The 20,090-nt window shown below is 49.1% G+C and carries 15 protein-coding genes and 1 pseudogene; 2 read left to right on the top strand and 14 right to left on the bottom strand.

Features of this window, described 5'->3' with window-relative positions; genetic code table 11:
* Positions 1 to 11 precede the first annotated feature (11 nt).
* The gene (locus tag JMF85_RS16130; protein ID WP_127604318.1) at positions 12 to 1,685 is read left to right on the top strand and encodes a hypothetical protein; all 1,674 of its coding nucleotides are present in this window, start codon (positions 12 to 14) and stop codon (positions 1,683 to 1,685) included.
* A gap of 142 nt (positions 1,686 to 1,827) precedes the next feature.
* On the opposite strand, the gene JMF85_RS16125 is transcribed toward JMF85_RS16130, so the two are convergent.
* The 13 genes and pseudogenes from JMF85_RS16125 to JMF85_RS16065 all read right to left on the bottom strand — a co-directional run bounded on the left by JMF85_RS16125 (position 1,828) and on the right by JMF85_RS16065 (position 15,984).
* Complete coding sequence (locus tag JMF85_RS16125) at positions 1,828 to 2,613, bottom strand: glucosamine-6-phosphate deaminase (protein ID WP_127604320.1); 786 nt, start codon at positions 2,611 to 2,613, stop codon at positions 1,828 to 1,830.
* 22 nt (positions 2,614 to 2,635) lie between these two features.
* Positions 2,636 to 3,787, bottom strand: coding sequence for an N-acetylglucosamine-6-phosphate deacetylase (locus tag JMF85_RS16120; protein WP_127604322.1), 1,152 nt, complete (start codon positions 3,785 to 3,787; stop codon positions 2,636 to 2,638).
* Between the two features lie 20 nt (positions 3,788 to 3,807).
* Positions 3,808 to 4,833: a Gfo/Idh/MocA family protein gene (locus tag JMF85_RS16115; RefSeq protein ID WP_127604324.1), complete on the bottom strand. Its 1,026-nt coding sequence runs from the start codon at positions 4,831 to 4,833 to the stop codon at positions 3,808 to 3,810.
* Positions 4,830 to 5,852, bottom strand: a complete 1,023-nt coding sequence (locus JMF85_RS16110) for a Gfo/Idh/MocA family protein (protein WP_127604326.1) — start codon at positions 5,850 to 5,852, stop codon at positions 4,830 to 4,832. Before JMF85_RS16110 ends, JMF85_RS16115 begins: the two co-directional genes overlap by 4 nt.
* A gap of 87 nt (positions 5,853 to 5,939) precedes the next feature.
* Complete coding sequence (locus JMF85_RS16105) at positions 5,940 to 7,208, bottom strand: ABC transporter substrate-binding protein (RefSeq protein ID WP_164751691.1); 1,269 nt, start codon at positions 7,206 to 7,208, stop codon at positions 5,940 to 5,942.
* A 215-nt stretch (positions 7,209 to 7,423) separates the two neighbouring features.
* Positions 7,424 to 9,031 carry a response regulator gene (locus JMF85_RS16100; protein ID WP_201318514.1) on the bottom strand — a complete coding sequence of 536 codons (1,608 nt, stop codon included), beginning with the start codon at positions 9,029 to 9,031 and terminating at the stop codon, positions 7,424 to 7,426.
* A 2-nt stretch (positions 9,032 to 9,033) separates the two neighbouring features.
* Positions 9,034 to 10,794, bottom strand: coding sequence for a sensor histidine kinase (locus JMF85_RS16095; RefSeq protein ID WP_201318513.1), 1,761 nt, complete (start codon positions 10,792 to 10,794; stop codon positions 9,034 to 9,036).
* A gap of 66 nt (positions 10,795 to 10,860) precedes the next feature.
* Positions 10,861 to 11,688 (bottom strand): carbohydrate ABC transporter permease, encoded by an 828-nt coding sequence (locus JMF85_RS16090; protein WP_127604333.1) that lies wholly within the window; start codon positions 11,686 to 11,688, stop codon positions 10,861 to 10,863.
* Between the two features lie 37 nt (positions 11,689 to 11,725).
* Entirely contained in the window at positions 11,726 to 12,646 is a 921-nt protein-coding gene (locus tag JMF85_RS16085) for a carbohydrate ABC transporter permease (protein ID WP_127604335.1), read from the bottom strand.
* A 186-nt stretch (positions 12,647 to 12,832) separates the two neighbouring features.
* Positions 12,833 to 13,129 carry an ATP-binding cassette domain-containing protein gene (locus tag JMF85_RS16080; RefSeq protein WP_201318512.1) on the bottom strand — a complete coding sequence of 99 codons (297 nt, stop codon included), beginning with the start codon at positions 13,127 to 13,129 and terminating at the stop codon, positions 12,833 to 12,835.
* A gap of 37 nt (positions 13,130 to 13,166) precedes the next feature.
* The gene (locus JMF85_RS16075; RefSeq protein WP_201318528.1) at positions 13,167 to 14,084 is read right to left on the bottom strand and encodes an ABC transporter ATP-binding protein; all 918 of its coding nucleotides are present in this window, start codon (positions 14,082 to 14,084) and stop codon (positions 13,167 to 13,169) included.
* Positions 14,085 to 14,126: 42 nt separating this feature from the next.
* Positions 14,127 to 14,993, bottom strand: coding sequence for an ABC transporter permease (locus JMF85_RS16070; RefSeq protein ID WP_236595872.1), 867 nt, complete (start codon positions 14,991 to 14,993; stop codon positions 14,127 to 14,129).
* Positions 14,990 to 15,984 (bottom strand): annotated as a pseudogene (locus JMF85_RS16065) (ABC transporter permease). The gene JMF85_RS16070 and the pseudogene JMF85_RS16065 overlap by 4 nt, the downstream one beginning before the upstream one ends.
* A gap of 167 nt (positions 15,985 to 16,151) precedes the next feature.
* Here JMF85_RS16065 and JMF85_RS16060 point away from each other — a divergent pair.
* Positions 16,152 to 17,273 (top strand): phospholipase D-like domain-containing protein, encoded by a 1,122-nt coding sequence (locus JMF85_RS16060; protein WP_201318511.1) that lies wholly within the window; start codon positions 16,152 to 16,154, stop codon positions 17,271 to 17,273.
* 93 nt (positions 17,274 to 17,366) lie between these two features.
* Here the strand turns inward: JMF85_RS16060 and JMF85_RS16055 are convergent, their stop codons facing one another.
* Complete coding sequence (locus tag JMF85_RS16055; RefSeq protein WP_201318510.1) at positions 17,367 to 19,943, bottom strand: AAA family ATPase; 2,577 nt, start codon at positions 19,941 to 19,943, stop codon at positions 17,367 to 17,369.
* Between the last annotated feature and the right edge of the window lie 147 nt (positions 19,944 to 20,090).

Raw genomic sequence — 20,090 nt, 5'->3', positions numbered from 1 at the left:
CGGGAAAGTTTGTGAAGGGGTTTACCTATCAACGTGCGAACCGCGTCAGAACGGCAGCTGCCGTGATGCTCGCGATCATGCTCGCCCTGGCGGGCTGGAAAACGTATGCGGCGCTGCAGACGGTTCGCGCGTACAAGCAGGCCGAAGCACATAAAGCCGCAGGGCGGCTGATGGAAGCGGAGGCGCAGTACCTGAAAGCGAGCTCGGTTCCCGGCTTCGACTACCGCAAGGAGGAAATATCCGCCTCCCTCGCCGAGCTGCAGCCGGTTGTTCACACGATGCGAACCGTGGCCTCGCTCTCCGCTTCGATTGCCGAAGCGGCTGCTTCCGGCAGCGTGGCCGGATTGGCAAAGGCGCACGCCGACTACCAGGAAGCCAAGCAGCAGCACGCCGCGCGGGGGGCAGCCGACGCCGAGCGGTTCGCACAGGCCGCAAGCGAAGCGCACCTCGAAACGGCGCTCGCGGACGCCTTCTCCGCTGCCCGCAAAGCGGCGGAGAAACGGCTTGCGGGCAGCAAGCCCGCGGACGACACCGGCAGCGCGGCTTCCGAGCTGATCCTGATTCCCGCGGCGTATTACGGCGGCGACGCCGCCAAGCGCAAAGCGGTGAACGCGCTGCTCCAGAGTCGCGATACGGCGAGGCTGGATGCGCTCGCCAGAACGAAGCCTTACAAGGAAGTATGGAAGCTCGGCGAAGAATTGAGGATCTCTTATGAACGGCTGGGCTGGGAGGCGGCATGGATCGCGCCGAAGCTGGAGAAGCTCGCACTCGGTTCGCTCAGCATCGTCGAGAAGCAGGATTTGGGGAAATTTCTGGACGCTGCGCAGCAGCTCAAATCGTATGAGGCCTGGGCCGGGCCGGGCAGCAAAATCGACGCGTATGTCGACTCGGTTATCCGCAATCGGCTGGTAAAAGCGGCTGCGCTTGCCGACAGCGGCAAGTACGACGAAGCCATCGCCCTGTATCGGACGATCGGCGATTACCGCGACACGTCGAAGGAGCTGCTGGCGGTTGAGCAGCGGAAGCTGGCGAACGACCCTCAGCAGCTGCTGCAAGCAGCCGGCGCCCCGGGCAAGCTGGCAGCGGTGACGAGGCTCAAAGGACGGGACGGATCCGCGCAGGCGGCAGCTTTGAGCGAGACAGGCACGCGGCTTTTCTTTGCGCAGCTGCAAGCGGACGGCAGCCCCGGGCTGCTTGAAACCGAACTGAGCCCCGGCGTGAAGCCCAAGTCGGTGCGCTACTCGGAGCCGGCAAGTCCGGGCGGCGACAAGCTGCTGCTGATCGAAGGCGTTTCTGCGCAGCGCAAAGCGCGGTATGTGCTCGTGCAAATCGGCAATACCGGGCTGCATCCGGTTCTTGACGTGGAAGCGGACGCGATAATGTCCGGTCAGGACGGCGAGCTGACGGTTGCCCGTCCGCTGTCGGCGGAAACCGGCGCGTCGGACGCGGGAGCCTTGCTGCGCGGCTATTACCGCTACGAGCAGGACCATTATGTGCTTGTTCGAGCGGAAAGCGCTGAGCCGGATCGGGCTAAGAACGAGCCCGCTCAACCAGAGGAAACAAAGCCCGACCTTGGCAAGCCCCATCCGCCGGAGCCCGACGCGGGTAAGCCCGAAGGTTCCGGCAGCGAGACGCAGCCGGAAATACCTAAGAAACCGGCGGAAAACGGGACTCAAAAACAGTAATTCATTGAAGCCATTGCAGGACTTTGGAAAACGAGGATGCGTCGTACTGTTTTTCTCAAGTGCCTCCCTTTGATCACGACAACAATAAAGCCACAGAGATCAAAGTCGTCTGTGGCTCGTGATTAAGAATGAAGCTGGCGGGCTATCCATATGAAGTCATATCAAACGAATCGTTATCCACATACAAGGTGCAATTCAGGTGGGTGCGAAGGACCGTCGCCGGACATGCTGTCGTAATGGAAAGCTTTAACGTATTCCTAACGGCTTCGCGTTTGGTCGGACCCGGCACCATGCAGAATAGTCGGTAAGCGGACATAAGTACAGGGATCGTTAAGGTTAGGGCGTGTGTAGGCACCGCATTCAGATCCGGAAAGCACCCGTCGTTGACTTGCTGTTGTCTGCATGCGGTCTCCAGCGGGATCGCTTTAACGGCATAAGGATCAGCGAAATCAGCTACAGGCGGATCATTGAATGCAAGGTGCCCGTTCTCGCCGATCCCGAGAAATACGAAGTCGATCGGCGCTTCCTGCAGCAATTCCGCATACCTGCGGCACTCCGCCTCCACTCCGTCGCTGCCATCGATCAGATGAACCACTCCGGGCTGTACTTTGTTGAAGATGCTCCTCTTGAGAAATTCCGAAAACCGTTGCGGCGAGCCTTGCGGTAAGCCGATGTATTCATCCATATGAAATGCGGTTATTCGATTCCAGTCGATGCCATCCTCCAGAGCTAACTGCTCCAAGAACTCATTCTGGGAAGGCGCGGCTGCAAATACAATACGAACTTGCTCCTTCTCCTTCAGCCGGTTACGGACTGCTTCCGCCGCCTCGCTTCCCGCTGCCCTACCCAGCTCGCGTCGGTTGGCATACACCCCGACCTTTAAATGGTCTGCCGTCAAACTTCGCTCAGGCTTGATGCTGATTGTCATACGGCTCCTCCTCCTTATGCCATTAAGGCTTCAAGTATTGGGTTTCCCCGCCTACGATGGTCTCTCTAATTTCCAGGGAACCCCGTTCATCAGGTCCTGTAAAGAGCGTGAAGTTGGCAGCACTACCCGGCCGCAGCCAATCTCCGCCTGGAAAGCCGAGGACACGTGCCGGACGAAGCGTGACCGCTTGAATCGCCTCATTCAGCGTAATTCCGGCAAGCTGTATGGCGCCTGCAATGCCCACATCCAGAGCTTGGGCAGAACCTGCCAATATCAGCGGTTGGTCTACGGGCGTGAGCTTGCCGTCGGCATGAAGCTCAACTTCCGCTCCGATTACGCTTGAATACCGGCCTGGCTTCATGCCTCCGAATTTCACACAATCGCTCACCAGAATGAATTGATCGCGCTTCGCTCGAAGCATCGCCTTTAACACAGCCTTACTCAGATGATGGCCATCTGCAATAAAAGTAGCGCACAGCCGGTCTTCCGCCAATTGATTCCATATGTAATGGGGATGCCTCGGTAATACAGGATGTGCACCGTTTCCCAGATGCGTCGACAAGGCAGCTCCTGCGGCTACCGCTTGTTCAAGCTGCTCCAGACTAGCGCAGGTGTGGCCTATGCTTACCGCAATACCGGCTGCCTTCAGTTTTTCAATAAAAGGGATAGCCCCTTCTCTTTCCGGTGCCACGGTAACCAGGCGGATCCGATTGCCCGACGCCTCTTGCCACTGGGCAAACTCATGCCAATCGGGATCCCTCACGAACGTCTTGTCGTGAGCCCCGCGTGGACCATCTTCGCCGGAGACATAGGGCCCCTCCAAATGGATGCCAATTACCGACTTGTTGACATTCGGATATTGCTCACAAGCCTCAGAGATGGCCGTCATGGCTTGCTTGATTCTCTCGAAGCTTCCCGTTATGACCGTCGGCAAGTAACGGGTAACGCCCTTTTCATACAGCGATTCCGTGACACCGGCCACATCCTGAACCGTTGTGATTTCACCGTTGAAGTCAAATCCGTTATAGCCGTTGACCTGCAAGTCAATCCAGCCCGGCGAAATCCAAGGAAGCCCTTCCTCTTCAGCAATGGAGCGGACCGAGACGATCAAACCGTTGCTGATTTCTACTTCAACCGCTTCATTTGTATCAAATCTTATCCCACGGGACCTCATTGATGATCACCCGCCCTTTGTCAGGATCGATCCGAATGGTCCAGAACGACTTCACGTTGTCGTTTAGAAGATTCGTAGGTGCCGAGAATAATGTCCAATGCATGAATTCCTTCTTCGCCTGGCACGATCGGGGCGCGTTTTTCTTGTACGGCGAGGGCCATGTCACGAATTTGGATGCGGTGTCCGTCCGGAATAACACGGAAAGGCTCGAACGTTGGGATTTGAATATCTTCTCCATCGACCTGTAACAATTCAATTTCATCTTCTTTATAAATGATGGAACCTTTCTCGCCGTGTATTTCCAATCGCTGACCCAAATCAGGGTATACCGTCGTCGTGATCTCCATCACTCCCATAGCCCCGTTCTGAAAGCTTAGCAGCGACACGGCCGTATCCTCTACCTCGATGTTTCTAAGCATCGTATGGGCGCGACCGTAAATCGACTTCACAGGACCGACGAGCCATTGCAGCAGATCAACCGTATGAATCCCCTGATTCATCATCGATCCGCCGCCATCGATCTCCCAAGTCCCCCTCCAGCCGGCGCTGTCATAATACTGCTGACTGCGGAAAATTTTCACATAAGCGTCGCACAAGCTTAATTTCCCAAGCTTACCGTCCGCGATCCATTTCTTTACAAATTGGGCGGCAGGCGACATTCTTCTTGGGAAAATAGTGGCCAGCAGCACACCTTGCTCCTTGCATTCCCGAATCATCCGGTGTGCGTCTTCCAAGTGAATCGCCATCGGTTTTTCCACCAGTACATGCTTACCGGCCCGTGCCGCAAGTATGGTTTGCTCCGCATGATACCCGCTTGGCGTGCATATGCAAACCACATCGATATCATCGTTGCGCAGCATATCTTCAAGCTGCGTATAAAGCTTGCCACCGTGTTTATCCGCGAACTTTTGTCCTTTCTCTGCTTCCGTTTCACAAACCGCAATCAGCTCGGCCTCCTCAACTTCTTGAATCGCATTGGCATGAATCTCGGCAATAACACCGCATCCCACGATCGCAAACTTCGTCGTTGTTCTTTCCTTCTTCATCGCTGAATCTTCCTCTCGTGCACATCTAAAATGGTTGCAAGCCCATCGGCCTTGATGGTCGCTTCCGTTGTCTTAAGAATATCGTTGTGGGTCAGGAGGGAATCCAAGCCTTGTATACGCCGGATGAAATCTTCCGTAATCGTGCATGGTGGCGAAAGGAGAGGGACCAAGACAGCAGGCTCTCCATTCGTCAGTTGAATCATGGTGCTCTCTTCTCGAACAAATGGATCCCCTTGCAGCCTTAGCTCGGCGAATCCTTCCGTTCCTGTTACGAAAATCCGTCCGTCACCCCACGTCCAGCTCTTGCCCGGGGTATGCCAATCGGCATAAAGCTGGGCCACGATACAATCCTCCATGACAACTTGAACGCTTGCCGTATTATAAAAGGTCGGGTGCTCAGGCAAAATCGTTTTGCCCACGCAGCCATCGAACTTTTCAATTTCTTTTCCCGTAAACCAGCGGAGAAGATCGAAATCATGAACAAGCAGATCAATCAGAATTCCGCCTGAAAGCTGCTTGGAGAAAAACCAGGCAGGCCGTTTCGATGCATCCAAGCGGTGAGGCTTTCGCATGCCGATCGTGACGATATCGCCTAAAGCACCTTGCTCGAGCTGCTGCTTCAACGTATAGATGGCAGGATGAAACCGTTCGGTGAGCAGCATGCCGATTTGAATGCGCCCCCTGTCAAGCACAGCCTTCAATCGCTCCAGTCCTTCCCTGCTTGTGACTGCCGGTTTGTCCAGCATCACATGCTTCCCGCGGCTTTCGCATAGCTCGATGACATCTATTTTATGTGCATTGATCGAAGCACAGCCAATGACAGCAATGTCGTCCCCCAGCAAGCTTTCTTTATCTTCCGCAAGAGGGATGCCGAATTGGTCAGCAAAGCCTTGGGCCAGCTCATCATTATCATCCTCAAATATTCCTGCGCAAGTGTAACCTAATTCCAGCATTTCGCTGATAAATATTCCAATATGCGCATGCTGACAGCCTATAATGGCAAACCGGCGTGAATTCATGTTCGCATTAATCCCCTTTACACCAAAAATATCGCTGGAAATATAGAAGTCCGCTGTTGAGCGGCCTTCTATATTCCTGCTATGAAATTAATTGTTCTTCTCGAAAATTTTATCGGCTTCCCTGCGGAAATCGGCTGCCGCTTCATCAATAGACGATTTGCCGAATTGCTGCTTTTGCACCGTCTGCTCAAAAAGCTTAGTCACTTCGCCCGCGCCTTTAGGTCCTCCATCGTACATGGACGGCTGAATGCTGGTCACATGCTGCAGCATATTCGCCATTTTTTTGTCACGCTCTGTGAATTTGGGGGTCAAGTACTCCAGCATTTTTTTATTTTCCGGCAAGCCTCTATCCATTTCCAGAATATCTGCGGCTTCCTTCGAGTTTAAGAAGAAGTCCAGAAACATGGCCGCTTCTTTCGGATGCTTCGATTTGGCAGATGCGGAAAGAAACATGGCAGGCAACAGCACGCTGCCGGTTTTTTTGTCCTTCGGATAGGAGACCATATCGATCTTGTCTTTCATCACGTTCTCATAAGCCGGGAACGTAGCCGTAAACTGGGGTCCCATAATGGGCACGACGCCCTTCATTAAGGCGTCCTTATTCGGATCGGCGTTTCCGATCGGCAGGAACGAAGCGGTCATCGTGGCCGGCGGCACGATGCCTTCTTTCCGGGCATCATCCCACATCTTCAGCCAGTTTTTGAAATTTTGATCATCATAGCCGAGTCGATTATTCTTGTACAACGTATCTCCGACGGAGAACAGATAGTACATGTAAGCCTCTAAGGACGTCGACATATCGAAGGCCCCATAGACCTTGTCGCCCAGCTTGGACTTGACCTCACGCGCTTTATCGAAGAACTCTTTCCAGGTCATGTCCAGTTTCGGCGGCTCGACGCCCGCTTGTTGATACATTTCTTTGTTGTAAATTAAGACGGAAGCGTTATCAGAAACCGGTAAACCGGTTAACTTACCGTTAATGGTTCCTTGATTTTTGATAACGTCCTCGTTTAGATCTTGCATTTGAATTTCCTTATTCGCGTAGGGTGTAAGGTCTGCCAGTACACCGCGGTCCGAATATTCCTTGATATACAGAATGCTCATTTGCATCAAATCAGGCGCATTGTTACCTGCTACCTGGGTAGAGAGCTTTTCCCAATACCCGTCGAAGCTTGTATATTCCGGCTTAATCTTGATATTCGGATGCAGCTGTTGGAACTTGTCGATCACTTTCAGCGTTCTGTCATGTCTGCCTTGACTTCCCCACCAGGCAAAGCGCAGTTCAACGTTTTGCTGCGCTTGCGGATCCTTGGAATCCTCTTTGGCTGGAGCGGCACTTTTCTGTTGTGTAGGCATACATCCTGCCAGAAGACCGCTACATAAAGTCAATGTTAGAAATGAAGTAGACAACCTGCGGCCTAATCGATCATACCTTGCCATTGTAGATACACCCCTTAAGGTTTACTGGTTTACAATCTCATTATAAAATTTCTGTTGTTTTATAAAATAAGAGAAATCTACAAAATGTATTAAAAAAATACAAAGCTTCGCGGTAAGAGCCGTGGGGCAGCCTACTGATTAATTTCGGAGGGATTAAGTCCCGTATGCTTCTTGAAGAGCTGGCTAAAATACGCGTTGTTTTTATATCCGACCATCTGCGAAATCTCAAAGACTTTATAATTCCCGCTAAGCATGAGTTCCTTCGCTTTTTCCATACGAACCCTCGTCAAGTAGCTGTTGTAGTTCTCCCCGGTCGCCTGCTTGAAAATTTGACTCAAATAATTACGAGTCAAATACACCTTCTCCGCCAATACGTCCAGCGTAATATCTTCCGAATAATGCTCCTGCACGTACCGCATGATAAACTCGATCGTTTTACGGTGCTTCTGGGAGCCCCGCCGATTCATAACCTCGCACACCGGAAGAAGAAGGTCACGCAACCAAGCGGCAAAATCATCAACGCTGTACAGCAGCTCCAACTCCTTGTACATGTTGAAGCCTGCATGAATATCCTCGACCTGCAGTCCATGGTCATGTAAGGCGAGAGCCAGGACGGCGACAATGTCAATGGAAAATTCCCTGAGGACGCTAATGCTCGGGATGGCGCCCTTATGAAGGTTCTTGGTCAATTCGGCGATTCGTTCCTCCACAAGATCCTCTTGCCCCATCATGACAGCGTCTACAATAGCTTGATAGCTTTCCATCGGACGGCGTACAGTCGTTTTGGAAATATCTTTTATATCTTCTTCCGTGATTAACTGCTTATCGGACATTTTTTCCCGTTGGGCCAGCAAATCAATAGCACTCGCGTAAGATTTAGGAATGCCGCTTACATGATCCGCCGCTAAACCGACAGAAGCCCAGACCTGCAGCTTTAAATATTTTTGAATGTTCTCCAGAAATTCAGCCGCCATCTGTGTGACCTGCCGCTTTACGTTCTCCCTTTTGACCTGTGCTGGCGTCGACACGATCACCGTGATCAAATTCCGCTGGATATCTGCCACATAAACCCCTTTTTTATACTGCGACAGCTCGTCCACAATATTCTTGACGGCGTAGGCAAACAACGACAAATCACGGGGTCTGTACGAATTCCGCTCCCGGTTAATGAAAAATTCAATCAACAGCACCGTAAAATATTGTCGAGATAAATCCATCTTTAAATAATCGGACACTTTATCGAAAAAGGCAGTCTGGCAAAATCCGGGCTCAAGCAAGCCCTTCAGCATTTGTTTTTTTGTCGTCGACAAATTACGCTCCAGAAGCTCCCTTAATTCCTTTTCCTCTCGTTCGGAATGCATCTTCTTTCTGATTTTATCCGCCACTTCCTGCAAAACACGTTCAATTTCGTCCAGCGTAGCCGGTTTTGACAAATAATCGTTTACTTGCAGCTTAACTGCCGATTGAGCATATTTGAAATCCTCGTAACCGCTTAATATAATAACTTCCGCCCTGTTTCCTTCTTCACGCAAAGCCTTTAGCATCTCTATGCCGTCCATGACAGGCATATAAATGTCGGTTAAAATAATTTCGGGACGGTGGGCGCGGACTTGTTCCAATCCCTCTCTCCCGTTTTTGGCGGTTCCCGCCACCTCAATCCCATAATCGTTCCACCGGACAGAGCGGGTAAGTCCATGAATCGTAGTCATATCATCATCGATAATTACGGCCTTGATCATTTTCATTCCCCTTTTGCAGGATTCGCCGGCTCCGATAATAGCTTAGGCAGAGACAAGACGACCCTGGTCCCTTGGTTGATTTGGCTGTCCATTTGTACGCCGTACTGCTCTCCAAAATAAAGTTGGATCCGTTCATGTACGTTGCGGTATCCATTGTGTTCCCTGCCGGTTGCGACATGCTCAACGTCCATTCCTTTGCCGTTATCCTCCACGGTCAAATACAAGCTTTGCTCATCTTCCCGTCCGGAAATCGTGATCGTTCCCTCCTCGTAAGCATGAAGGCCGTGAATGAGCGAATTTTCTACAAAAGGCTGAATAATCAGTTTGGGGATATAATATTTCTCCATCGATTCCGGCACGGAGATCACGAACTGAATTTTTTGTTTGTACCTTATTTTTTGCAATTCCACATAGCAATGAAGATGCTCCATTTCCCTGCGGACCGTGATGAAGCTCGCGCCGCTGGAAAGACCGATCCGCAGCATCTTGCCGAGCAGAGCCAGCATATGGCTGATTTCACGGGAGCCTGATTCAATAGCCTGCCAGTTGATCATATCCAACGTGTTGTATAAAAAATGAGGATTGATCTGCTCCTGCAGGATTTGGATCTCCGCTTCACGCTTCCGTCTATTCTGCTCGTTCACTTGAATAATCAATTGATCGATACGTTCTATCATTTGATTGAAATTTTCATTCATATCGCCGAATTCATTCTGGTAATCGTTTGTAATTTGCACATCCAGCCTGCCTGTTTTCATTAATCTCATGGCACGAATCAAATTGCGGATCGGAAGGACGAATTGCCGGGATAACAAAAAGGCCATGACAATGGCAAGCAGGATACAAAAGATGGCCGCCACCAGGATGACGTTTTCAATACGGCGGCTCCCCTTCGTAATATTGTCCCACGGTATAATATCCATAGTTATCCATGAAGTACGAGCCTGCTTATTCCAGATGATCAAGTTTTTCTCCGCGAAGCTGGCTACCGCATAATGATCATCTGCCGATTCTTCTATAATTGCAGCAATTCTGCTTTTTATATGCTCGTAGGATACCTGATCGGCCGGATCGTCATTAAACTGCGCAATCAGCCTGTTGCGGGTATCGAAAATAAACCGGCTGACCTCCGTCGCGCTGCTGGAGGCGATCTTCTGCATAGACGACATCTTCAAATTGATGACGAGGATTCCAACCTCTTTGCCTGAAGAGGAGAGCACCTTTCTTGCAAAGCTAACTACCATTCGTTCATCGACGGGATAGCTTTCCACCTCGATGGGATGAGTCCCCACCCAGCAATAATCGGCATCCTTAATCTCGTTAAACCATGAGCTGCTCTCTAAAATTCCATAATCATACACGCCGTTTGCCGCGATATGATGATTCAACGAAGTGTCTTTGGCATACAGCTGGACGGAATGTATGCCTTCCTTGACATAGCTGAGACGGCTAAGTAAATCCATAATATCCGAGGTTTGCCCAATTCGCTCGAAGCTGTCTTCGTTATGCTGTAAATATTGGATCAGCTTCGGGTTACTGGCTAGCACCAAAGAATCGTTCTCAACCGACTGTAATTGAATGTCCAGCTGCTTATTAATCTCGTTCAGCAAGAGCTTTCTTGAAGAAATGGTTTGCTCGACGACTTCCTGATTCGTGATATAATAACTCGTTATTCCGAGAAGGGAAATCAATATAGCGGAAATCAGAATAAATGAAGTAAAAAGCGTTGTTTGAAAAGAAAACGTTTTAAATGGATTCCTCATGCCCCTATCACCTGTCGCTGTGTAATTTAGCTTTAGCATAAGGTCAAGTAAAGCGTTTTGCAAACATTATCCCTTGATCCCCGTTGTGGTAATTCCCTCCACGAAATATTTTTGGGCCACGATAAATATGACAAAGCACGGTATAACCGATAGCAGCGACATCGCATACATAGGTCCCCATGTTACCGCCGATGAATTATCCAGGAATAGACGCAGGGCCAGCGGAACCGTGTATTTGGCGGTATCAGTCAAGTAAATCATCTGCCCGAGAAAATCGTCCCAGGTCCAGATGAAGCTGAAAATCGCCGTTGTAATAAAAGCGGGCGTACACAGAGGCAGTACGATCTTAAACGCAATTCCAGGCGTCGTACAGCCGTCTATTTTCGCGGACTCGTCCAAATCTTTAGGAATTCCACGAATAAATTGGATGAGCAGAAATACAAAAAACGGGCTAACGGCCAAGAAATGAGGAACAATCAGCGGCAGGGTAGTTCCCACCCAATCGAAATATTTAAACAAGATATACTGCGGAACCAACGTAACCTGGGTAGGAAGCATTAAGGTTAACATCAAGATACCGAACCAAAACCGCTTTAAGGGGAAATTCAATCTTGCGAAACCGTACGCTACAAATGCGCTGGAAAGCAAGGTCCCGATAACGGAAAGCACCGCTATGAAAAAAGAATTGTAGAAAAAATGCGCAAAGCTGAAGCCCGGAATCGCTACCCAGCCATCATAGAAATTTTCCCACTGAAACTCGGTAGGAATCAAATTGGACTTAGGTATTTCTTCATTTGATTTCAGAGCGTTCCCAACCAGCCAAAAGATAGGATAAATCATCACCACGCTGCAAAGTGTTAAAAATGTATATTGATAGAGCCTGTTTTGTTTCATCGAGCCGCCACCTCATCCATTAAAATAAGAGCTTGTTTTACGTTTCATAATGAACCCATTTTTTGGAAGACCAAAACACAAGAGCCGTGAACAAAGCGATGATCGTAAGCAAAATCCAAGCTAAAGCACTGGCGTAGCCCATATTAAAGTAAGCAAACGCTTTCTGATACAGATACAAGGCATAGACTAGCGTCGAGTTAATAGGACCGCCCTTCGTGACGATAAAGGCTTGCGTGAACATTTGGAAGCTCCCGATAATTTGCATAACCAGGTTAAACAAGATGATCGGCGTCAGCATCGGTAAGGTGATTGAAAAGAAGGAACGAAACTTGGAAGCGCCATCCACCGAGGCCGATTCATAAAGATCCTTTGGTATTTGCTTTAAGCCTGCCAGGAAAATAACCATGGAAGATCCAAACTGCCACACGGCGAGCATCACCAGCGTATACAGCGCTGTCTCAGGCGTATTGATCCAGTCGATGCCTTGTATGCCAAGGAAGCTCGCAAACTTGTTTATAAATCCATCCATTCCAAAAAGGTTTCGCCAAATGGCGGAAATCGCTACGCTGCCTCCGACCAGTGACGGCAAATAAAAGATAGCCCTGTAAACGGACATGCCGCGAATAGGCTTAAACAGAAGCATGGCCACCATTAAAGCAAAGAACAGCTTTAATGGCACCGACAGCACCACATAGGTGATCGTGACCCGCAGCGCGGTCCAAAAATCTTTATCGTCCGTAAAAATTTCCTTGTAATTCTCAAACCCTACCCAAGAGGGCAGCTCTAACAAATTATATTGAGTCAGGGACAAATAAAAAGATTGGGACATCGGTCCGATTGTTAAAACAAATAAACCAAGCAACCAAGGCGCAATGAACACATAACCCCAAATAGGTTCTATCCATCGGTTAAGTTTTCCTGAATGATTGCGTTTTGACGCTTGCGTTAGTTCTGTCATCCTTCTCACTCCCGTATTTTCATCTAGATCACCGCTTGTAAACACATCTTAGCTTTTGGAGCTCTTCATATAAATGAGAGAAATCTATAATTATTTATAAAAATATACACGGTTTTGCCGGATGCCTTGAGCAACGCGAAGGGGGTGTCCCCAAAGGTCATAAATAGACCCTTGGGGACACCCCCTTCACTTGCCTGCTCTATATGTGCCCGGACACGGGTTTATATGGCGTGATCCAAATTTTACAAGCGTGCGCCGCAGCTTCCAACGCGGATTGACAGCCTGCTCCGGATGCTGAACGACCATCTGCACCGGATTGCGGCCCCGGGCGGGAAGCGGAGACCCGTTGACGACAACGCTGCCTTCTTGCAGCCGTTCGTGACCGGCAAGCAAGCGGGCGAGCGTGGACTTCCCGCTGCCGCTCGGCCCGACCAGTCCGACGATTTCACCGGCTTCGATTCGCAGCTCTTCGTTCTTAAGCAACCAGGACTCTCCGTACCGGAAGCTCAAGTTTCGCCCTTCAAGCGCCATGCAAGCACCTCACCATCCCGCCCCGCACCGTCCGAGGCTCCGGAGGCGCTACGCCGCATTCCGGCGTGGCCCATGAACAGCGCGGAGCGAAGGCGCAGCCCGGCGGCAAAGCGTCCGGCAGCGGCTGCGCGCCGGGAATCGGGACAAAATCGTTCTGCGGTAAAGCGCGCCATAACGCCCGGGTGTAGGGGTGGCGCAAATCCGCTCCATCGCCGGCAAACTCCTCGCAGCAGGCGATTTCGACGACGCTGCCGGCGTACAGGACGGCAATCCGGTTGGAGACGGATAACGCCGCTTCGATATCGTGCGTAATGAGCATGACTGCGCAGCCCCCGTCGGCCAGCTCCCGGAATCGGCCGAGCGCCTCCCGGAGAGCCGTCTCGTCCAAACCCGGGGTCGGCTCATCGGCGATGACGAGCCGGGCTCCGCTCACGGTTGCCGTCGAGACCAGGACCCTCCTTGCCATGCCTCCGGACAGCTGAAACGGGAACAAGTCGGCCGCTTCGGGCTTCAGCCTGTATCTGGCAAAGGCGCTTCGCTGCCGTTCTATCGGATCTCCGGTCCGAACGGCCTGTCTGACCTGACGGCCGACCCGCATCAACGGGTCCAAATATTGCACCGATTGAGGGACAAGCGCAATATCCCTGCCTCTCAGCTGTGCCTGTCTGGCGGGCGTCAGCTCTTCACCGTCAAACCGGATCGTTCCGGACACCTGCGCGTTGCCCGGGAGAATACCGAGGATCGCGTGAGCAAGCAGGCTTTTCCCGGAACCGCTGGCTCCTACGACAGCCAGAATTTCACCCGCATCGATCGTTAGCCCGAGCTTGTGAATCGTTTCAATCGTGGTCTGGCGCAAGCCGCGCTCATAACGGGTAAAACGTACCGAAAGTTCATTCACTTCCAGCATAGGCAAGGCTATCCCTCCTTTCTCTTCGTTGACCCTTCCCCATTATTCGTGCGCCCGCCTCGGGTCGACAAGACGCTGAAGGCTTTCCCCAAGCATCGCGAAAGCCCGGACCAGCACCAGCAGGCACAAGCCCGGGAACAGCGCAAGCCACCACAAGCCCGACGATAAATACCGCATCGATTCGGACAAAATGATGCCGATTGCCGGTTCATGAGGCGACAGGCCCATGCCGACGAAGGTAACGGCCGCTTCATGCAATATCGCATGGGGCACGATCAGGATCAGACCGACCAGCAGTTGGGGAAGCAGATGCGGCAACATGTGCCGCGTGGCGATCCACCAACGGGTTTTGCCCAAGTTGCGGGAGACGGTGACATAAGCCGCGGAGCGCACCTGCATGACCTCTGCGCGGATGATTCTCGACAAGCTCGGCCAGTGCGTAAGGGCGACTCCGACGATGACGCCCTTGGCCCCGCCTCCGAGCACAAAGGCGATTAATAACAGGGTGACCAGATGAGGCACGCTGAGGAACAGATCGGTCAGCCATGTCATGATCCGGTCGACGGTTCTGCCCATCACGGCCGCGGCAAGTCCCGTCAAGCCGGCAATGATCACGCTGGACGCTCCGGCCGCTATGCCGACCTTGATGCTGAGGGCGAGCCCCTTGACCGTGCGCGTCAGCATGTCCCTGCCGAGCCAATCCGTTCCGAACGGTTGATGGAACGAAGGCGCTGCGTTGCGGTGCTCCAGATTCGAGGATAGTCCGGCAGGGTCGATCAGTGCCGCTGCCGCCGCAACCAGCGCGAGCAGGACGCAGGCTGCGGCGGCCGACAGCCAAGTCCGGTGCCGAAAGTGAAGCTTCAGCCGATGTTTTTCGCTTTTCCGCATAACGCCGGATAGAGGATTCATGCACCGCCACCTGCTTTCATTCTCGGATCGATCAGGCGATAGGCAAGGTCGGCCAGCACATTGCCGGTATAAACAAATACGGCGCTGAACAGCACAATGCCGAGCAGCAGCGGCACATCGCCGCGCAGCCCCGCCTCTACTGCGGCCTGGCCCAATCCCGGGTACGAGAACACCTGCTCGGCCAGTACCGCGCCGCCGAACAGCTCGCTGAACGAGGCAAACTGCAAGGTGACCGCGGGCAGCGCCACATTGCGCAGACCGTGCCGCCAGAATAGGGTGAAGCCTTGCCTCTCTCCCCTCGCGCTCTGGCGAACAACCAGTAATCGCTGCCCGTCACGTCCATCAGTTTTTCTCTCGTATGCAGCGTCAGAGCGGCGATGCCCGTAACGCTTAACGTCGCTGCCGGGAGAATCATATGCCGGATGCGATCGGCCAGGGTTACATGCTCGGCCGTCACCCCGGCGGGCGCTCCCAGTCCCACCGGGAACCAGCCGAGCCATACGGCAAAAACAAGCAGGAGCACTAATCCGACCCCAAATGTGGGTGTCGAGGCAAGCGTATAGCAATACCAGCGGACCAGCTTATCGATCCATGTGCTTCGGTTCATCGCCGCAAGCGCGCCTGCGGCGAAGCCGATCAGCCCTGACAGCAGCCATGCCGCGCCCATCAGGGCGAAGGAGGCGGCAAACCGCTCCTGGATGACTTCAATGACGGGACGGCGATAGATCATGGAGTTGCCGAAATCACCGCTGGCCAATGAAGCCAGCCAGCTCGCGTAGCGTTCCAACGGAGGCTTGTCCAGCCCCCAATACGCCGCAATCGCCTCGCGCTGTTCCGGGCTCACCCGCATCATATCCGCTCCGATATAAGCCTGAACCGGATCGATCGGGGAATACTGCACGAGCGTAAAGGAGACGGCGCTGACAGCGAGCAGCAGCGCGATGAGCTTGACCCCGGTATTCTGTTTTTTACGAGGTGAATTTGAAAATATGGGGATCAGCAGCAAATCGGCATGAAGGGCCACCTGTAGAGTTTCAATGAAGATGGCCTTTCTATAGTTCCAAATAATTTGCATCACTTCTGTATTCGAAGGATTTATAGTATGTTAGAACAATCTGTGTTAAATTTTGTATATATTCTATACGAGGAGGAAGAGGATTGAAAACTGCACTAAGCTTTAATGGAGGTACCTTTGTCTCTACAAAAGATGAATTAGGCTATGAAGAGGTTTTAGAAGATTTTAAGAATGCAAAAACTATAAGGATTGTTACATTTAACCTATCTAAAGATACAAAAGATGATAAGTTATTTGAACTCTTAGGGTCTCTTGAGAGCGATGTCGATATTCAATTGATAACCAATATCCCATCCAGATTTGAATGGTACAGTTCCTCTAAGACAGGTGACTATCTTAAGAAAACAGCTAGCACTAATATTAATGCATACTTAAAGAAATTAAGCCCAGACGACTTTAAGGCTAACATGATTCCGTTTTTTAACTTCAATAATCACGCAAAAATTATTGGAACTGAAAATATTGTATATATTGGATCTGCAAATTTCTCAAATGAAAGCAGTAAAAACTACGAAACGGGCATTATTGTAAAAGACAAAGATTTTATTAACAACCTTTACGTGATGTTTTTCAATGTTCTAAAGGAGAACTCGGTACCTTATTTTGATGATGATTATAACCAATTACGATTGTTCACAATAAGCATCCTTTCTAGACTCAATAATCACTATGAACGATTAATTGATACCTTATTTATTAGCCGAAATGGAAAAGAGATTTTTATTGGTCAAGAAACAAGATTTAATAACAACGATCAACTGGAACTACTTCACGACCTTCATGAACTAAGTGATATTACCGGATTAATCGACAATATTGAAACTGATGACGATGATCTGGAAGACATAATAGAAAAAATATCAGATTTATGTTACCAAATAGATTCTGATAATATTATTGAGCTTGTAGGCATAGATAGTACGTTTGAAAAATACGTCTCATATGACTTTGAAGACACGTATTGGGATTGTTTTGAGGAATATAATTCGCTTGCTACTGAAGATATGTTAGAGCACTACACTGAGATAGCAACAGGAGAAGCAAATGAGATTTTAGAAGATCTGTGTAATGAAGTTGAGAGTGATGTTTATTCAATTAAGATATCGCTGGAAATTACAATCGATATACTTAAAGAAATTCTGCTTGGTTTGAAGGGATTATCTGAACATGTGGTAAATGAGAATATTGATAATACAAGGAATTAAGTCCCTATTTATTAGGTCTTATCTATAAAATATCATTAGGGGCTCGATCCAGTAAGGCTCGAACCCTTGATACGGACAGTTCAACAGACGCTATTATGCCGTGGTCCGTTTCTTAAAATCTCCTAACCATGCCTTTATACGTTCCATGTCATTTTTCAATTCATCTGGTTCAGGTAACATAACAGGAGTTTCATATGACTGAGAATGTTCATAGGCAGAGTATTTAGTCATAAATTCTTCAAAGAGCTTGCAGTCTTCCACTGATATGTATGCTAATTTATGTATTTTGTTCAGAGTGTTTACTGATCTTCTGAAGCGTTGCACAACATCTCCAAGTAAATCGTTTTCAATAAAGCGTTCAATAAGTATTCTAAAATCACTACATATACCCTTTGCTAAAAGATCGTATTCTGTTCTTCCGTTTTCAAGCAGAATTTTACGAGCGCGAGAAAGTCTATCGTTCAGAAGTTGATTTAGCGCCTTCTCTGGACTTTTAGCAAAAACAGGGGTCTCTCCAGGCTCACCTATACCCCAAGATTCAGCCCTTAGCCAAGTAACACTACTCTGGATTCCTGCTTCTTTAGCCGCATCTTCAAGCAGAGTTAAAAATGAGAGTCGATGAGTAAAGACAATTACTTGTCTGGTTAAGCTTAATTTAGCAATTCTTTTCACAGTTGCTTCCTCAAACAATTGATCTAATGACGATATCGGATCATCGAAAATAAAAGGAGTATTATCCGCCCCACCTTCAACATCAGCAAGAAATCCTGCAAGAGATACTACTCGGAATTCTCCTTCGCTCAGTACTTCAGAAGTACGGATATTCGGAGGGCAATTTCTAAGCTTAACTTGGTGGTAAATATGCCCCCGTTCTGCTCGGGTTTTGGTCAATTCAACATTGATTCTAGCCCCCCCTAAATATTGCAACTCCTTTTGAAATCTATTTATATATTCAGCAGTTATTAGTTCATTGGATAATGACGATTTTTTAGTCGATAAAGACTGCGTATTAGTCAGTGCAATGGCAGTTTTATACTTTGCGATTTTACTTAGCATTTTTATGTTTTCTGAAATGACAGGCTTATTTTGATTCAGCCATTTTTGTGCTTCAAGCTCAACTACACTGCTTTTCAAGTCATCTCTATTTTCCATTTGATCCAATTTCTCGTAATCGGCAGCCTGTTGTTCTTTCGAAGATGCGGCTTCTTCAAAAGACTTCAACAAGTCTTCTAGCGGCAAGATTTCAAGTTGATCAAGTGAAGTCACGGTAGTCAAGCTATCGCTTCTCTTTTTTAGAGTTGCACAAAATTCAATAATAGCTTGCTTTTCTTCATCTGATGTAATGCCTATTGAATTGAAATGAAGTGCTAGTGTCGAGTCAGACGGCACTTCTTTAATTGCTTTTAACAATGTATTGTAATGTAACTCTGCAGATTTTGCTTGTTTGTTAAGAGAATCTTTAACATATGACTCAAAACTTCTTAGTCTTCCTTGAGCTTCAGGTGTAAGTGGCTGCTGGCAGAGTACACAGTTCGAGTCACTCTCTGTATATGGAAATGACTTTCCGGGGTATGCAAGCTGCTCAGAGAAAGTTCGTGCTTGCTCCCAAAGCAATTTCCAACTTTCAGCTCCTACACCGTTAATAGGGAGTCCTTGAAAAACCGTCTTGGCATCTTCTTCAGCAGCCTTCTTTTTAACCGTGTAGTCCAGTTTGGCTTCTAGTATCTTAGTACATGATTCATCGGTCAGAGAGCCTCTGATGTCTGAAAGAATGCTTTGTAGTTTCTTTATACTTTGGGCAGTAGTCCTAAATTGTTTCATTTTTTCAATGGGGTCTGTCTCGGCTAGTTGTTGTCTTTTAGTGCTAAGTGTGACTTCATCTGCCTCTGTCCATGAACAATTATCCTCAACTTCCTTGTTTGAAGTTGTATCCTTAATTTTTTTATGCCAAAGAATGGCTTTTGTGTTGGAACTTCCTTCAGGGGGAATAAGCTTTGTCAAAGCTATATTCTCCATTTCTTGCTTGAGCGCTTGGCAAACTTTTATACAGGCTTCCGTCAGTTTGCTGAAGAACAATAGTATCCATGGCTCGTAAGCAACTTCGTTTTCATCATTAACATACACGTTAGCACAATCTGTATCGTAGAGTTGTACTGTGCGTAGTTCATTCAACGGCCCCTGATCCGGTGTCCATCTAATCTCATGCCGAGTACCATCTTTTGTAATGACGAAGGAACAGTCCTGGGATTGTTGTTCTTTAACATAAACATTCCCCATTAGCTTTCCAGGCTTCTTGGCTCCAGATATGTGTTTTAGTAGGCGTACATAGCTTGATTTGCCGGAACCGTTTTGACCATAAATAATTGTAAGTGGACTATGAAAATTTAAAGGGTTTCTGGGACTAAGGGCGCTTATGCCCGTGATACTATTTATTGCGTCAAGTCTTAGTTGTAATGAACTTTCTTTTGCAGCAAGGCTACCCGCTGCAACACTTTGAGGTTTGATATCAGAATCTATCAGTTGCACTTCAGACTTACACATTAACGTTAGTTCTGTGAAGTTTTCTTCTGTAAGTAAATTGTTATTTTGAATAAGAAGATGCGCCGCGTGTTGCATCCAACGTGGTCGTTGTGAGAGCCATTGTTCTACTTCCGCTAATATTGTCGCCATTAACAATCCTCCTGTAGTATTGATTTTATAGTATTACTTTACTATACCTCTGCGATTTTTTCTAGAAAGTTCCACCTTATCCATCCTCAAAATTTCTTTCTCTCTAATACCCGATTTAACCCGAAAAATGAAACGGTTAGTAGAGGG

Source organism: Paenibacillus sp. EPM92, assembly GCF_016586185.1.
GTDB lineage: Bacteria > Bacillota > Bacilli > Paenibacillales > NBRC-103111 > Paenibacillus_G > Paenibacillus_G validus.
The sequence above is the reverse complement of the archived record's forward strand: the minus strand, read 5'-3'. Positions and strand labels throughout refer to the sequence as shown.